Source organism: Sandarakinorhabdus sp. FBCC-B8862 (assembly GCF_059745315.1).
Genome location: NZ_CM185574.1, coordinates 1,029,386 through 1,042,275, shown reverse-complemented (window position 1 = coordinate 1,042,275; position 12,890 = coordinate 1,029,386). Strand labels below are relative to the sequence as shown.

At 67.1% G+C, this 12,890-nt stretch carries 13 protein-coding genes and 2 tRNA genes; 6 read left to right on the top strand and 9 right to left on the bottom strand.

Going from position 1 to position 12,890, the window contains the following annotated elements; translation table 11 throughout:
- Nucleotides 1-7 precede the first annotated feature (7 nt).
- From AC6BOR_RS05040 to cmk, 6 genes are all read right to left on the bottom strand, one after another.
- Nucleotides 8-670: a Tim44/TimA family putative adaptor protein gene (locus AC6BOR_RS05040; RefSeq protein ID WP_498060100.1), complete on the bottom strand. Its 663-nt coding sequence runs from the start codon at nt 668-670 to the stop codon at nt 8-10.
- 209 nt (nt 671-879) lie between these two features.
- Nucleotides 880-1,677, bottom strand: coding sequence for an arginase family protein (locus AC6BOR_RS05035; protein ID WP_498060099.1), 798 nt, complete (start codon nt 1,675-1,677; stop codon nt 880-882).
- 81 nt (nt 1,678-1,758) lie between these two features.
- A tRNA-Leu gene (locus AC6BOR_RS05030) sits at nt 1,759-1,844 on the bottom strand.
- Between the two features lie 41 nt (nt 1,845-1,885).
- The gene (locus AC6BOR_RS05025; RefSeq protein ID WP_086117924.1) at nt 1,886-2,164 is read right to left on the bottom strand and encodes an integration host factor subunit beta; all 279 of its coding nucleotides are present in this window, start codon (nt 2,162-2,164) and stop codon (nt 1,886-1,888) included.
- A 224-nt stretch (nt 2,165-2,388) separates the two neighbouring features.
- A complete protein-coding gene (gene rpsA / locus AC6BOR_RS05020) occupies nt 2,389-4,113 on the bottom strand; it encodes a 30S ribosomal protein S1 (protein WP_498060098.1) in 1,725 nt (574 codons plus the stop codon).
- Nucleotides 4,114-4,293: 180 nt separating this feature from the next.
- The gene (gene cmk, locus AC6BOR_RS05015; RefSeq protein WP_498060611.1) at nt 4,294-4,929 is read right to left on the bottom strand and encodes a (d)CMP kinase; all 636 of its coding nucleotides are present in this window, start codon (nt 4,927-4,929) and stop codon (nt 4,294-4,296) included.
- Between the two features lie 163 nt (nt 4,930-5,092).
- Between cmk and wecB the strand changes: the two genes are divergently transcribed.
- Nucleotides 5,093-6,292, top strand: coding sequence for a non-hydrolyzing UDP-N-acetylglucosamine 2-epimerase (gene wecB / locus AC6BOR_RS05010; protein ID WP_498060097.1), 1,200 nt, complete (start codon nt 5,093-5,095; stop codon nt 6,290-6,292).
- Here wecB and aroA read toward each other — a convergent pair.
- Entirely contained in the window at nt 6,186-7,553 is a 1,368-nt protein-coding gene (gene aroA / locus AC6BOR_RS05005) for a 3-phosphoshikimate 1-carboxyvinyltransferase (protein ID WP_498060096.1), read from the bottom strand. The two genes, wecB and aroA, sit on opposite strands and share 107 nt — an antisense overlap.
- A gap of 126 nt (nt 7,554-7,679) precedes the next feature.
- Between aroA and AC6BOR_RS05000 the strand changes: the two genes are divergently transcribed.
- The 5 genes from AC6BOR_RS05000 (at nt 7,680) to AC6BOR_RS04980 (ending at nt 10,880) form a co-directional block, all read left to right on the top strand.
- Nucleotides 7,680-8,000, top strand: coding sequence for a TIGR02300 family protein (locus AC6BOR_RS05000; RefSeq protein WP_086117929.1), 321 nt, complete (start codon nt 7,680-7,682; stop codon nt 7,998-8,000).
- A 103-nt stretch (nt 8,001-8,103) separates the two neighbouring features.
- A tRNA-Ala gene (locus tag AC6BOR_RS04995) sits at nt 8,104-8,179 on the top strand.
- Nucleotides 8,180-8,253: 74 nt separating this feature from the next.
- Nucleotides 8,254-8,694: an acyl-CoA thioesterase gene (locus tag AC6BOR_RS04990; RefSeq protein WP_498060095.1), complete on the top strand. Its 441-nt coding sequence runs from the start codon at nt 8,254-8,256 to the stop codon at nt 8,692-8,694.
- 9 nt (nt 8,695-8,703) lie between these two features.
- Complete coding sequence (gene guaA, locus AC6BOR_RS04985; RefSeq protein WP_498060094.1) at nt 8,704-10,260, top strand: glutamine-hydrolyzing GMP synthase; 1,557 nt, start codon at nt 8,704-8,706, stop codon at nt 10,258-10,260.
- Entirely contained in the window at nt 10,251-10,880 is a 630-nt protein-coding gene (locus AC6BOR_RS04980; protein WP_498060093.1) for an alpha/beta hydrolase, read from the top strand. Before guaA ends, AC6BOR_RS04980 begins: the two co-directional genes overlap by 10 nt.
- Before the next feature lie 27 nt (nt 10,881-10,907).
- Here the strand turns inward: AC6BOR_RS04980 and AC6BOR_RS04975 are convergent, their stop codons facing one another.
- Together AC6BOR_RS04975 and AC6BOR_RS04970 are read right to left on the bottom strand one after the other, a co-directional pair.
- Complete coding sequence (locus tag AC6BOR_RS04975) at nt 10,908-11,384, bottom strand: GreA/GreB family elongation factor (RefSeq protein WP_498060092.1); 477 nt, start codon at nt 11,382-11,384, stop codon at nt 10,908-10,910.
- Entirely contained in the window at nt 11,381-12,874 is a 1,494-nt protein-coding gene (locus AC6BOR_RS04970) for an FAD-binding domain-containing protein (protein ID WP_498060091.1), read from the bottom strand. Before AC6BOR_RS04970 ends, AC6BOR_RS04975 begins: the two co-directional genes overlap by 4 nt.
- Between the last annotated feature and the right edge of the window lie 16 nt (nt 12,875-12,890).

The following is a 12,890-nucleotide window of genomic DNA, read 5'->3' as shown; positions in this document are numbered from 1 at the left end:
GCGGGGTTCAGACGCCGTGGTCGGGCGGCAGATCGGCGCTGTCATCCTCATTGTCGGTGGCGATCAGCACCCAGGCCGGATCGCTGCTGGTGACATGGCGGCTGAACGTCCACACATCACGGCTTTCGATCTCGCCATCGGCGGTGGCGATGCGGGCGGCAAAGCGCACGGTCAACTCCACCATCTGGCCGACCTGTTCGGCGCCTTCGATCATCGCCGACGGCGTGCCGAGGATGCGGTTGGGCAGGTTGGCGCCATCACGCGCGGCAATCGCGCCCGCCAGATTTTCATGCACCTCGTCCGACACGAGACCGTGCACGCCGGACAGATCGCCGGACCAGAAGGCCGACAGGATCATGCCATAGGCGGCACTGGCGCCGCTGAGGAAGCGATCGGGGGCAAAGCCGGGATCGGCATCGGCGATGGCTTCCAGCGCCGGCAGCAGGTTGATGTCGGTGCCGGGCGGCAGCACCAGCTGGCGGCGCGGGCCGCGGTTCTCGGTGCGACGCGGCGGCGCGGTGACCTCGGCCGAGGGGCGGAAACTGTCGCCAATCTGCTGCGGGCGCTCTTCGCCGGTGCGCTTGCCCAGCACGGAGACCAGCCGCAGGCCGATGAAGGCGGCCAGCATCGCCAGCAGCACAATCTCCACCCAGGCGCTTCCGTCAGACATTGCAGATCCTTGCCCATCCGGCCCGCCACGGGCGGAACCGATGGAAAATGACAAACACCAGCGGGCAGCACCATAAGCAAATCGCCCGAAGACAAGACGCCCTTGCACCATACCGCTGTGACAAGACAAGCCGGGAATCACCCGGCCATGGCACTGCCACATGAACACAATCGGCCTTTGCCGCCGGCTTTGCAAGGCTGTGCGGCAATTCAGGCGGGATTGGCGGCAATTGCGGCGGCCAGTTCCCGCACCAGTTTGGCAGCCACGGTGGCGGTGATGCCCGTGGGATCGCGATCGGGATTGAGTTCGACCACGTCGCCACCCAGGATCGGCACATCGAGATCAAGCAGGATATTGACGATCTGGCGCACGCTGAGCCCGCCCGGCTCGTGGTGGGAGACGCCGGGGGCAAAGGCCGGATCAAGCGCATCGATATCGATGGAGACATAGAGCGGCCGGTCAAAGCGCGGCCGCCAATCGTCGCGAAAATGCCGGGCCTCAATGATCTCCACACCAAAACGCTCCGCCTGGGCGCGGCAATGGCGGTTGAGCGTGCGGATGCCCACCTGCACCAGCCGCCGGGCGTGCCCGCCCTCCATGATGCGCGCGAAGGGCGAGGCGTGGGAGCGGCGGTTGCCATCCAGTTCGTCGTAAAGATCGGGATGGGCATCGAAATGCAGTATGTCGAAGGCCCCGTGGCGGCGGGCCAGGGCTTCGACGACCGGAAAGCTGATGGCATGATCGCCGCCCAGCGCGATCAGCGGGCCGGGGCAGGCAGCAATGGCGGCGCGGATGCGGTCATCATCACCGGCATCTTCGGCAATGGCAATGTCGCCGCGATCAACCAGGTGGAAATCCAGCCCGATCTCGCTGCCCCGTTCGGTGGCGGCATTGCCGTGCGGGCTGGCAAGGGCGGCGCGGATCGCAGCGGGCGCCCGCGCCGGGCCGCGCAGGAAGCTGCTGTGCTGATCGGTGGGAATGCCGATCAAGGAGATTGTTGGGATCATGCGAATGTTTTGCTTCAAGTGCCGAGCCGCTGCCAGAACACGGGGCCCAAAGTTCGGCCGTGCGCTGGCGGCCGACAGATCTGGTGCGGGCGGCGGGACTCGAACCCGCACTTCCGAGGGAAAGCGGATTTTAAGTCCGCTGCGTCTACCGGTTCCGCCACGCCCGCCGATTGTGCCCCCTGGGCTCCGGCGTGGCTCCGGCGCCCGATCAGGCGTTCAGCTTCTCGCGTAATTCCTTGCCCGGCTTGAAATAGGGCACGCGCTTGGCATCCACCTCCACGGCGGTGCCGGTGCGCGGGTTGCGGCCGGTGCGGGCTTCGCGGGCGCGGGTGGAAAAGGCGCCAAAGCCGCGCAGTTCGACACGGCGGCCTTCGGCCAGGGCGTCGGTGATCTCGTCAAAGATGGTGGTGACGATGGCTTCGACGTCGCGCACGGTGAGGTGCGGATTCTGTTCGGCGACAATGGCAACCAGTTCAGACCTGATCATTTCGCACACACCCCCCGCTGGGCAGGACATTTTGGATCGGGGCTCAAGCCCTCTGATTTCTGTGGATATTCTATTGAGTCGGGGCATGCGGTCAAGGCGTGGCCGGGAAAAAACTGCAACCGCCGTGTCACAATGTGCGTAACTCGGCGTTTTTGGCCGCCGCACAACGAAAAACGCCCCGGCAGCCTGGCTGCCGGGGCGTGATTTCAACCGATCGGGTGGGATCAGTTCTTGTCGGCTTCCTCGCGCGCCTTGTTGAAGGCGGCGCCCAGGATGTTGCCCAGCGTGGCGCCCGAATCCGAGGTGCCATATTGCGCCACGGCTTCCTTTTCCTCGCTGATCTGCAGCGCCTTGATCGACAGCATCGGCTTGCGGCCCTTTTCAAAGCCGACCACCATGGCATCGACCTTCTGGCCGGGCTGGAAGCGTTCGGCCTTCTGCTCGTCACGGTCGCGGGAAAGATCGCCGCGCTTGATGTAGACGACCGGGCCGTCTTCACCGATCTGCACGTCGAGGCCGCCATCGCGGGCCGCCACAACGGTGGCCGTCACGATGTCGTTCTTCTTCCAGTCACCGCCGCTGGTGTTGCGGGTGCCCACGGCCGGGCCGCCAGCTTCATCGAGCTGCTTGATGCCCAGGCTGATGCGCTCCTTCTCGATGTCCACTTCCAGGACGCGGGCCGAGACGCGCTCGCCCTTGTGGTGGCGCGACAGGGCGGTTTCGCCGGTCATGCCCCAGGCGATGTCGCTCATGTGCACCATGCCGTCGACTTCGCCATCCAGGCCGATGAACAGGCCGAATTCGGTGGCGTTCTTGACTTCGCCTTCGACGATCGAGCCCACCGGGTGGTTCTCGGCGAACACTTCCCACGGGTTGCGCTGGGCCTGCTTGAGGCCGAGGCTGATGCGGCGCTTGTCCTCATCAACTTCCAGCACCATGACTTCGACTTCCTGGCTGGTCGAAACGATCTTGCCGGGGTGGACGTTCTTCTTGACCCACGACATTTCCGAAACGTGCACCAGGCCTTCGATGCCGGCCTGCAGTTCGACGAAGGCGCCATATTCGGTGATGTTGGTGACGCGGCCGGTGTGCTTGGTGCCCACGGCATAGTTGGCGGCAGCGGTGGTCCAGGGATCGGCTTCCAGCTGCTTCATGCCCAGGCTGATGCGCTGGGTGTCGCGGTTGATGCGCACGATCTGCACGCGCAGCACATCGCCGATGTTCAGCACTTCCGACGGGTGGTTGACGCGCTTGTAGCTCATGTCGGTGACATGCAGCAGGCCGTCGATGCCGCCCAGATCCACGAAGGCGCCATAATCGGTGATGTTCTTGACGGTGCCATCGACGATCTGGCCTTCGGCGAGGCTGGAGATCAGGCCCGAGCGGGCTTCGGCGCGCGATTCTTCGAGGATCGAGCGGCGCGAGACCACGATGTTGCCGCGCTTGCGGTCCATCTTCAGGATCTGGAACGGCTGCGGCAGGTTCATCAGCGGGGTGACATCGCGCACCGGGCGGATATCGACCTGGCTGCCGGGCAGGAAGGCGACAGCGCCGCCCAGATCAACGGTGAAGCCGCCCTTGACGCGGCCAAAGATCACGCCGTCCACGCGCTCGCCAGCGGCGAACTTGTGCTCCAGCGCATCCCAGCTGGCTTCACGGCGGGCGCGGTCGCGGCTCAGCATCGCTTCGCCCTGGGCGTTTTCAACGCGATCCACGAACACTTCGACTTCGGAGCCGACCACCAGATCCACCTTGCCGGTGAGATCGGCGAACTCGCGCAGCGGCACGCGGCCTTCGCTCTTCAGGCCGACATCGATGACGGCAAATTCATTTTCGAGACGGGTGACGACACCGCGCACAACGCGGCCTTCAAACCCCTGATCCTTGCCAATGGTGGCATCAAGCAGCGCGGCGAAATCATCGCGCGTCGGCTGGGCAGACGTGGCCATATATCAATCAAACCTTCAACTGGGGCCGGCACGGGACTGTTCCCGCGAAACCCCTCGGCAAGGCACCATTGCCCGCCGTTCATCGCCGTCGCGGTGGCACCATGCCAGCCGCTCTCAAGCAGAACCGGCAAAAAACAAAACGCCCGGGCAGGGCCATGCCTGCCGGGCAACCTTTGCCAGTTACCGGCGTCGCGCTGAAATCGCCTTTTCCACAAGGTCGATCGCGGCTGCGACGGCCGCGGCTATACCCAGATCGCTGGTATCAAGCAAGGCGGCATCGGCGGCCTGCACCAGCGGCGCGGCGGAGCGACCGGAGTCGCGTGCGTCGCGGGCGTGGATATCGGCCAGCACATCTTCCAGCGTCTGGCCGCCGCCTTTTCCGGCAAGTTCGGCATGGCGGCGGGCGGCGCGCACTTGCGGCGCGGCCGTAACGAACAGCTTGGCCGGGGCATCGGGCGCAATCACCGTGCCGATGTCGCGCCCGTCCAGCACCGCGCCGCCCGGCTGCGCCGCAAAGGCGCGCTGGGTTTCAAACAGCGCCGCGCGCACCGCCGGATGGCTGGAGACGATCGAGGCATAATCGCTGTTGAGGCTGCTCATCAGATCGGCATCATCCAGCAGCGCCGGGTCCAGCCGCCGCGCCGCATCGGCTGCCGCATCGGCATCATAAGGATCATGCCCGGCCAGCCGCACCGCCAGGCCACAGGCGCGATATAATTTGCCGGTGTCCATGTGCGGCAGGCCATAATGGCGGGCCAGCGCCTTGGCGATGGTGCCCTTGCCGCTGGCGGCCGGGCCATCGACGGCGATCACGATGGGATTTGTGCTGCTCACGGCAGCGGCGTTAGCGGGTGGGGCCGCCGCCGGCAAGGGGCGCAGCCACGCGTGAAAAGACCGTAAATTCGCCGGCGCTGCATTGGCAGGCTGGCGGCAATCGCCCATAATCCGCCACAGGGTCGGCCGCTGCAGGGGGCAGAAATTGGCTGGACCCGTCACCCATCGATCGCCCATCCTGTTCATCGCCGGCACCCGGCCCGAGGCGGTGAAGCTGGCACCGCTGGTGCTGGACCTGCAGGCGCGCGGGGTGACGCCCCGGCTGGTGGCGACGGGGCAGCATCCCGACATGTTTGGCGCGGCGCTGGCCGGCTTTGGGCTGGCCGCCGATATCGATCTTGGCCTGACCGCCCCCACGCCGGATGCCCTGGTCGGCCGGCTGGTGCCGGCGCTGGCCGATGTGATCCGGCGCGAAATGCCGGCCTGGGTGGTGGTGCAGGGGGATACCAGCTCCACCCTGGCTGGCGCGCTGGCGGCGCGTTATGCCGGCGTGCGGCTGGCACATGTGGAAGCGGGCTTGCGCACCGGCTGCGATGATCCCCATCCCGAGGAAATGCACCGCCGGTTGGTGGCGCAAATGGCCACGCTGCATCTTGCGCCCACGGCCGCGGCGGCCAGCGCCCTGGTGGCGGAGGGCGTGCGCGGCGGCGTGCATGTGACGGGCAACAGCGGCATCGATGCCCTGCTGCTGATGGCGGCGCGGCTGCGTCGTGATGCGGCGCTGGCCGATGCGGCGGTGGCGCCCTTTGGCCATGTGCCACGCGGCCGGCCGTGGGTGCTGGCCACCATCCATCGCCGGGAAAATCGCGGCCGCCGGCTGGCCGGCGTGCTTGCGGCGCTGGCCGAGCTTTCGGCGGATGCCGAAATCCTGATCCCGGTGCACCCCAGCCCGGCGGTGGCGGGCCCGGTGCAGGCGATGCTGGGCGGGCGCGCCCATGTCCATCTGCTGCCGCCGCTGCCCTATGCCGGTTTCGTGGCGCTGATGCTGCGCTGTGCCCTGGTGCTCACCGATTCGGGCGGGGTGCAGGAAGAGGCGCCGGCGCTGGGCCTGCCCTGCCTGGTGCTGCGCGCCGGCACGGAGCGGCCGGAGGGGCTGGCCAGCGGCAATGCCCGGCTGGTGGGGATAGAGCGGGCGGCCATCGTTGCGGCGGCGCGCGGGCTGCTTGGGGATGCCCGGCTGCATGCCGCCATGGCCGTGCCGGCGCTGCCCTATGGCGACGGCCGCGCGGCGGCAGCGATCAATGATCTGCTGTTGCGCCCAACTGCTGCATCATCGGCACAAAGGTCGGGAAGCTGGTCTGGATCGGGCGGGCATCGTCGATCCGCACGGGGCGGCGGGCGTTGAGGCCCAGGACGGCAAAGCTCATGGCGATGCGGTGATCCAGCCGGGCGTTGATGGTGGCGCCACCGGGCACCGCATCGCCGCCCTGGCCAGCAATGATGAGGCCATCGGCCAGTTCTTCGCAAGCGATGCCGCAGGCCTTCAGCCCTTCGGCCATCACGGCGATGCGATCCGATTCCTTCACCCGCAGTTCCTCCAGCCCGTGGCAAACGGTGCGGCCCTGGGCACAGGCGGCGGCGACGAACAGGATGGGATATTCATCAATCATCGATGGCGCGCCCTCGGGCGGCACCTCGATGCCCGTCAAGGCGGAATGGCGGACGTGCAGATCGGCCACCGGTTCGCCGCCGACATCGCGCTGGTTCAACAGGGTGATGTCCCCGCCCATCGCCTGCAGCACGGCGATCAGGCCGGCGCGGGTGGGGTTGATGCCGACATTGCGGATGATGATGTCGCTGCCCGGCACGATCAGCGCGGCCACCATCGGGAAGGCCGCCGACGAGGGATCGCCCGGCACCACGATGGTCTGCGGCTTCAGCTCGGCCTCGCCATGAATGGTGATGATGCGGCCTTCAGGAGCCGTCTCCACCGTCAGCCGCGCGCCAAAGCTGGCCAGCATGCGTTCCGAATGGTCGCGGGTGGGAATGGGTTCGATCACCGTCGTGTCGCCCGGCGTGTTGAGCCCGGCCAGCAGGATCGCCGATTTCACCTGCGCCGAGGCGACGGGCAGGGTGTAGCGCAGCGGGATGGCCGGACAGGCGCCGGTGAGGGTGAGCGGCAGGGTCTGGCGGCCCAATCCCTTGATATCTGGCCCTGGCGTCGCGCTGATCGTCGCGCCCATCTGGGCAAGCGGCGTGATCACCCGGCCCATCGGGCGGCTCGAAAGGCTTGCATCACCTACGAAGGTGGCGGTGATCGGGTGGGAGGCGACGAGGCCCATCAGCAGCCGGGTGGAGGTGCCGCTGTTGCCCATGTCGAGCGCGGTCTGCGGTTGCAGCAGGCCGCCGACGCCGACGCCATGGATGCGCCATTCGCCGGCATCATTGCGGCTGATATCCGCCCCCATCACCCGCATGGCGGCGGCGGTGGCCAGCACATCCTCCCCTTCCAACAGGCCGGTGACGCGGGTTTCGCCCACCGCCAGCGCGCCCAGCATCAGCGATCGGTGGCTGATCGACTTGTCCCCCGGCACGGTGACATCGCCAGACAAGGGCCGGCTTGTGGTGAGGCAAAGCGGTTGGGGTTGGCCGGGTGCAGCAGACATGATGCGCCGCTTTGACAGGGCTTGCGGCCTGTGGCAATGCGCTCGCCTTTCCCGGACAGGCCCTGCCTGCCCGGCAACCGCCATTGCCGTCTGGCATGTGGCGGGCGTCATTGGCACGGAGTTGATATGGTCAAGGCTGAATGGGGCACCAAGCGTGCCTGCCCGAAGTGCAACACCCGCTTTTACGATCTGGGCAAGGAAGACCCGGTGACCTGCATTTCCTGCGGCTTTGCCTGGGTGCCGGAACCGATTCTGAAGTCCAAGCAGACGACTCCGTTTGAAGCCATCAAGCCGCAGGCTGCCGAAGGCGCCGACAATGATGTGGCGGTGGATGAGGATCTGGATCTCGACACCGATGTCGAGGCCGGCGAAGCCGATGGCGATGTTGACCTGGGCGGCGACGATGATCTGGGCGTCGTTTCCGAAGGCGGCGACGACGAGAATTGACGATTATGCCGGGGCGGTGAAATTTTCGGCTTGCACGGCCGGAAAGTTTCGCCTAACCGGCCGCTCCCGGCGCTGCTGCAGAGCAGCGACCGCCAAAGGGTGCGGGGCCTTAGCTCAGCTGGGAGAGCGCTACAATGGCATTGTAGAGGTCAGCGGTTCGATCCCGCTAGGCTCCACCATCCCACCCAAAAGACCCCGGCAGCGATGCCGGGGTTTTTGCTTTTGGGCCGAATCGCTGGCAGAGCCGGCGCCCATGAGCAGCCGTTCCGATTATCGCGCCCACCGCATCATCCCCACCCGCTGGCTGGACAATGATGCTTATGGCCATGTCAACAACGTGGTCTACTACAGCTGGTTCGACACCGCGGTGAACGCCTGGCTGATCGAAGCCGGCCTGCTCGACATTCATCACGGCAATCCCATCGGCCTGGTGGTGGAGACGGGCTGCAGATATCACCGCAGCGTCGCCTTTCCCGAAAGCGTGGAGGCACATCTGCGCATCGTCAGGCTGGGCAACAGCAGCGTGCGCTGGGAGGTGGGGCTGTTCACCGCCGGCCATGATGGTCCGGCCGCCGAGGGCCATTTCGTCCATGTCTATGTCGACCGGGTGACGCGCCGGCCCAACCCGCTGCCAGACAGCTGGCGGCAGGTCTTGTTGCCGCTGGTGGTTGCGCAAGGCGACGCCACGCCTTAAGCGCCCGCGATGCACACGCCAGACGATTCGATCCTCATCCTCGATTTCGGCAGCCAGGTGACGCAGCTGATCGCCCGGCGCATCCGCGAAGCCGGCGTCTATTGCGAGATTGTCCCTTTTGCCAAAGGCGCCGAGGCCTTTGCCCGCATGCAGCCCAAGGGCGTGATCCTGTCGGGCAGCCCGGCCAACATCAGCGACGCGAATGGCCCGCGCATCCCCGACGCCGTGCTGGCCGCCAGCGTGCCGCTGCTCGGCATCTGCTATGGCGAACAGTCGCTGTGCTACCAGCTCGGCGGCGCGGTCGTTGCCTCTGATCATCGCGAATTCGGCCGGGCCGAGATCGAGATTGTCGATGATTGCGCCTTCTTTGCCGGCGTCTGGGCCAAAGGCGACCGGCCGACGGTGTGGATGAGCCATGGCGACCGCATTGATGCGATCCCGCCCGGTTTCCGCGCCGTCGCCGTCAGCCCCGGCGCGCCCTTTGCCGCCATCGCCAATGATGAGGCCCGCCGTTACGGCGTGCAGTTCCATCCGGAGGTGGTGCACACCCCCGATGGTGCGGCGCTGCTGAAGAATTTCGTCGTCAATGTCTGCGGTGTCACGCCCAACTGGTCGATGGCTGGCTTCCGCGCTGCCAAGATTGCCGAGATCCGCGAGCAGGTGGGGGACGGCAAGGTGATCTGCGGCCTGTCGGGCGGGGTCGATTCGGCGGTGGCCGCCGTGCTGATCCACGAAGCCATTGGCGACCAGCTGACCTGCGTGTTCGTCGATCACGGCCTGATGCGGCTGGGCGAGGCCGAACAGGTGGTGAGCCTGTTCCGCGAGCATTATCACATCCCGCTGGTGCATGTGGAAGCCGAAGCGCTGTTCCTTGGCGGCCTGGCCGGCGTCACCGACCCGGAAGCCAAGCGCAAGTTCATCGGCAAGACCTTCATCGAGGTGTTCGAGGCCGAGGCGAAGAAGCTCGGCGGGGCGGATTTCCTCGCCCAGGGCACGCTTTATCCCGATGTGATCGAAAGCGTGTCGTTCACCGGCGGCCCCAGCGTGACGATCAAGAGCCACCACAATGTTGGCGGCCTGCCCGAGCGCATGAACATGAAGCTGGTCGAGCCCTTACGCGAACTGTTCAAGGACGAGGTGCGCCGGCTGGGCGTGGAATTGGGCCTGCCGCCGGCGTTCGTTGGCCGCCACCCGTTCCCCGGCCCCGGCCTTGCCATCCGCATCCCCGGCGAGGTGACCAAGGAAGCCTGCGACACGCTCAGGAAGGCCGATGCCATCTATCTGGACGAGATCCGCAAGGCCGGCTTGTATGACGAGATCTGGCAGGCCTTTGCCGTGTTGCTGCCGGTGCGCACGGTGGGCGTGATGGGCGATGGCCGCACCTATGACCGCGTGTGCGGCCTGCGCGCCGTGACCTCGGTGGATGGCATGACCGCCGATGTCTATCCGTTCGAGGCCAGTTTCCTCACCCGCACCGCCACCCGCATCGTCAACGAGGTGAAGGGCATCAACCGTGTGGTCTATGACTATACGTCAAAGCCGCCGGGCACCATCGAGTGGGAATAAAGCGCGCTGCGCATATCCTGCTGGCAACCGGGCGCGCTGGTGACCCGGCCCGGCACGGCGGCCTTGTCGCCCAACTGCAGGCGGCTGGCCTGGCGGTGCTGGCACCCGGCTTCCCGATGTTGCCGCCGGGCCGTGCCGATCGTGACATGCTGGCGGCCAGGCTTGCCGCCATTGACGCGGCACTGGTGCCCTTGCCCGCCGATGCCCGCGTGATCGGGGTTGGCCATTCGATCGGCGCGACGCTGCTGCTGGCCCGCGCCGGGGCCGATCTGTGGCTGGGGCCGGATGACCGGATTGCCGGCGCCCGTGATCCGCGCCTGTCGGCGCTGGTGCTGCTGGCGCCACCGCTGGGTTATTTTGCGGCGCCCGGCGCACGCGACGCGGTCGATCTGCCACTGTTGCTGCGCGTTGGTTCCGCCGATGCGGTGACGCCGCCGGATGATGCCCGCCGCTTCGTCGCCACATTGAACGGGCGCCTTTCCTGCGATTTTGCTGTTGTCGACGGTGCTGACCATTTCAGCTTCATGGACCAGCGACCGCCAGGCCAGCCCGAGCCCTGGGCGGACGCTGCCACCTTCCGGGTGCAACTGGCCGAACGGATCATCGCCCTCGCCCACTGAGGCATTGGCGGGCCAGCAGGGCAGAGCTCAGGGCCAGCTGATGGCCATGATCTCCCAATGTTTCTCGCCCGCGGGCAGGCGCACCACGCGCACATCGCCCACGCGGGCGCCGCGCAGGGCCCGCGCAATCGGGGCGCTCCAGCCGATCAGGCCGCGGGCGGCATCCTGTTCATCGTCGCCAACCAGGGTGAGGGTGCGGCGCTTGTCATCATCATCGGCGATTTCGACGGTGCAGCCGAACAGCACCTTGTCGCGTTCGGTCTGGCGCGTGGGATCGATCACGCGGGCGGCGGCCATGCGTTTCGACAGATGCGCCAGTTCCCGGTCAATCTCGCGCAGGCGCTTGCGGCCATAAAGATAATCGCCGTTTTCCGAGCGGTCGCCATTGCCGGCGGCCCAGCGCACCACCTCGACAATGGTCGGCCGGTCGCCGTGGAGCAGCTGGTCATAGCGGGCGCGCAGGGCGGCCATGCCGGCCGGCGTGATGGGATTGCCGTCTGTCACAGGTCAAGCTGGCCCTGGGTGGTTGCGGGCGGGGTTTTGCGGCGGCGCGTCGTGTCTGGCAAGCCGGCCTTGCGGCTGCCATGGGTGCGCACGATGGCGCGGGCCGGGCCGGCGTGGGCGGGATCGCAGCGGATAGCGGTGATGGCGGCGCGGGCATCGCGCGCGGCCTGTTCATGGTCAACCAGCGGGGCGGGATAGGCGGCGGTGCCGGGGCCTTTCCAGGGTTCGTGGACGAAGGGCATGGGCAGAGCGCTGAGTTCCGGCAGCCAGCGGCGGATGAACAGGCCATCCGGATCCTGATCCAGTCCCTGTTTCACCGGGTTGTAGATGCGCGGGATGTTGGTGCCGGTGGTGCCGGATTGCATCTGCACCTGCGGCCAGTGGATGCCGGGCTCATAATCGGTGAAGGCCCGCGCCAGCACCGTGCCCGAATGCCGCCAATCCAGCCGCAGGTGATAGCTGGCCACCGCCATCACCATCGCCCGCATACGGAAATTCAGCCAGCCGGTGGCATTCAGGCTGCGCATGCAGGCATCGACGAACGGCCAGCCAGTGCGCCCTTGCGCCCAGGCGGCCAGCCGGGCCGGATCATGTTGGGGCAGGCCATCATAGGCCGGGTGCAGGCAGCGCGCCTCCAGCCAGGGCGCATCCTCCAGCTTCTGAATGAAGTGGCAATGCCAGTGCAGGCGGCTGATGAAACTGTCGACGGAGCGGACGAACTGGGGGTCGCCAGCCTCTTTCCAGCGCATGCGGGCAGCGAGGGCTGACTGGAAGGCTTCGCGTATGGAAATCGTGCCCAGCGCCAGGTGCGGGGAGAGGCGGGAGCAATGATCGGCTCCGCTGTCAGGCGCTGACATGGCGGCGCGATAGGGCCGGCCGCGTGTCGCCAGAAAGCTTTTCAGCAGCAAGAGGCCGGCACGGCGGCCGCCGGGCTGGCGGCCGGGGCAAGGATCGGGGGCGAGGCCGAGGTCTGCGGCCGACGGCAGTGGCGTGCCCGCCACATCGGCCATGCGGATTGCAGCGGGTGCGGGCAGGCGGGGGCGGCGCATCATCGCCTCCCACCGCGCCGCCCAGCCATCGCGGTTGCCATGGGCGCGCCAGACGCCGTGCTGCATCGCCTCCTGCACTGGCACGCCGGCCGCCCGCGCCCAGCGCCGCACCGCCTTGTCGCGCGCAAAGCTCCACAGATTGCCCGTCTCCTGGTGGGCGTGGATGGCGGTGATGCCATGGGCGGCGTGGAGATTGTGCAGGATCTGCACTGCATCGCCCACAAGCACGACCAGCCTCGCGCCGCGCGCCTGCAGGCTGCGGTCCAGATCAGCCAGCGATTCGGCCAGGAAGGCGAATTGCCGGCCGCTGGCATCGGGCTGGGCCCATTGTTCTGGCTCGACGATGTAGAGTGGCAGCACTGGCCGCCCGCTGGCACAGGCGGCCAGCAGCGGCGCATGATCATGCACGCGCAAATCCCGCTTGAACCAGACAATCTCCATGGCGGTGGGTGTAGCC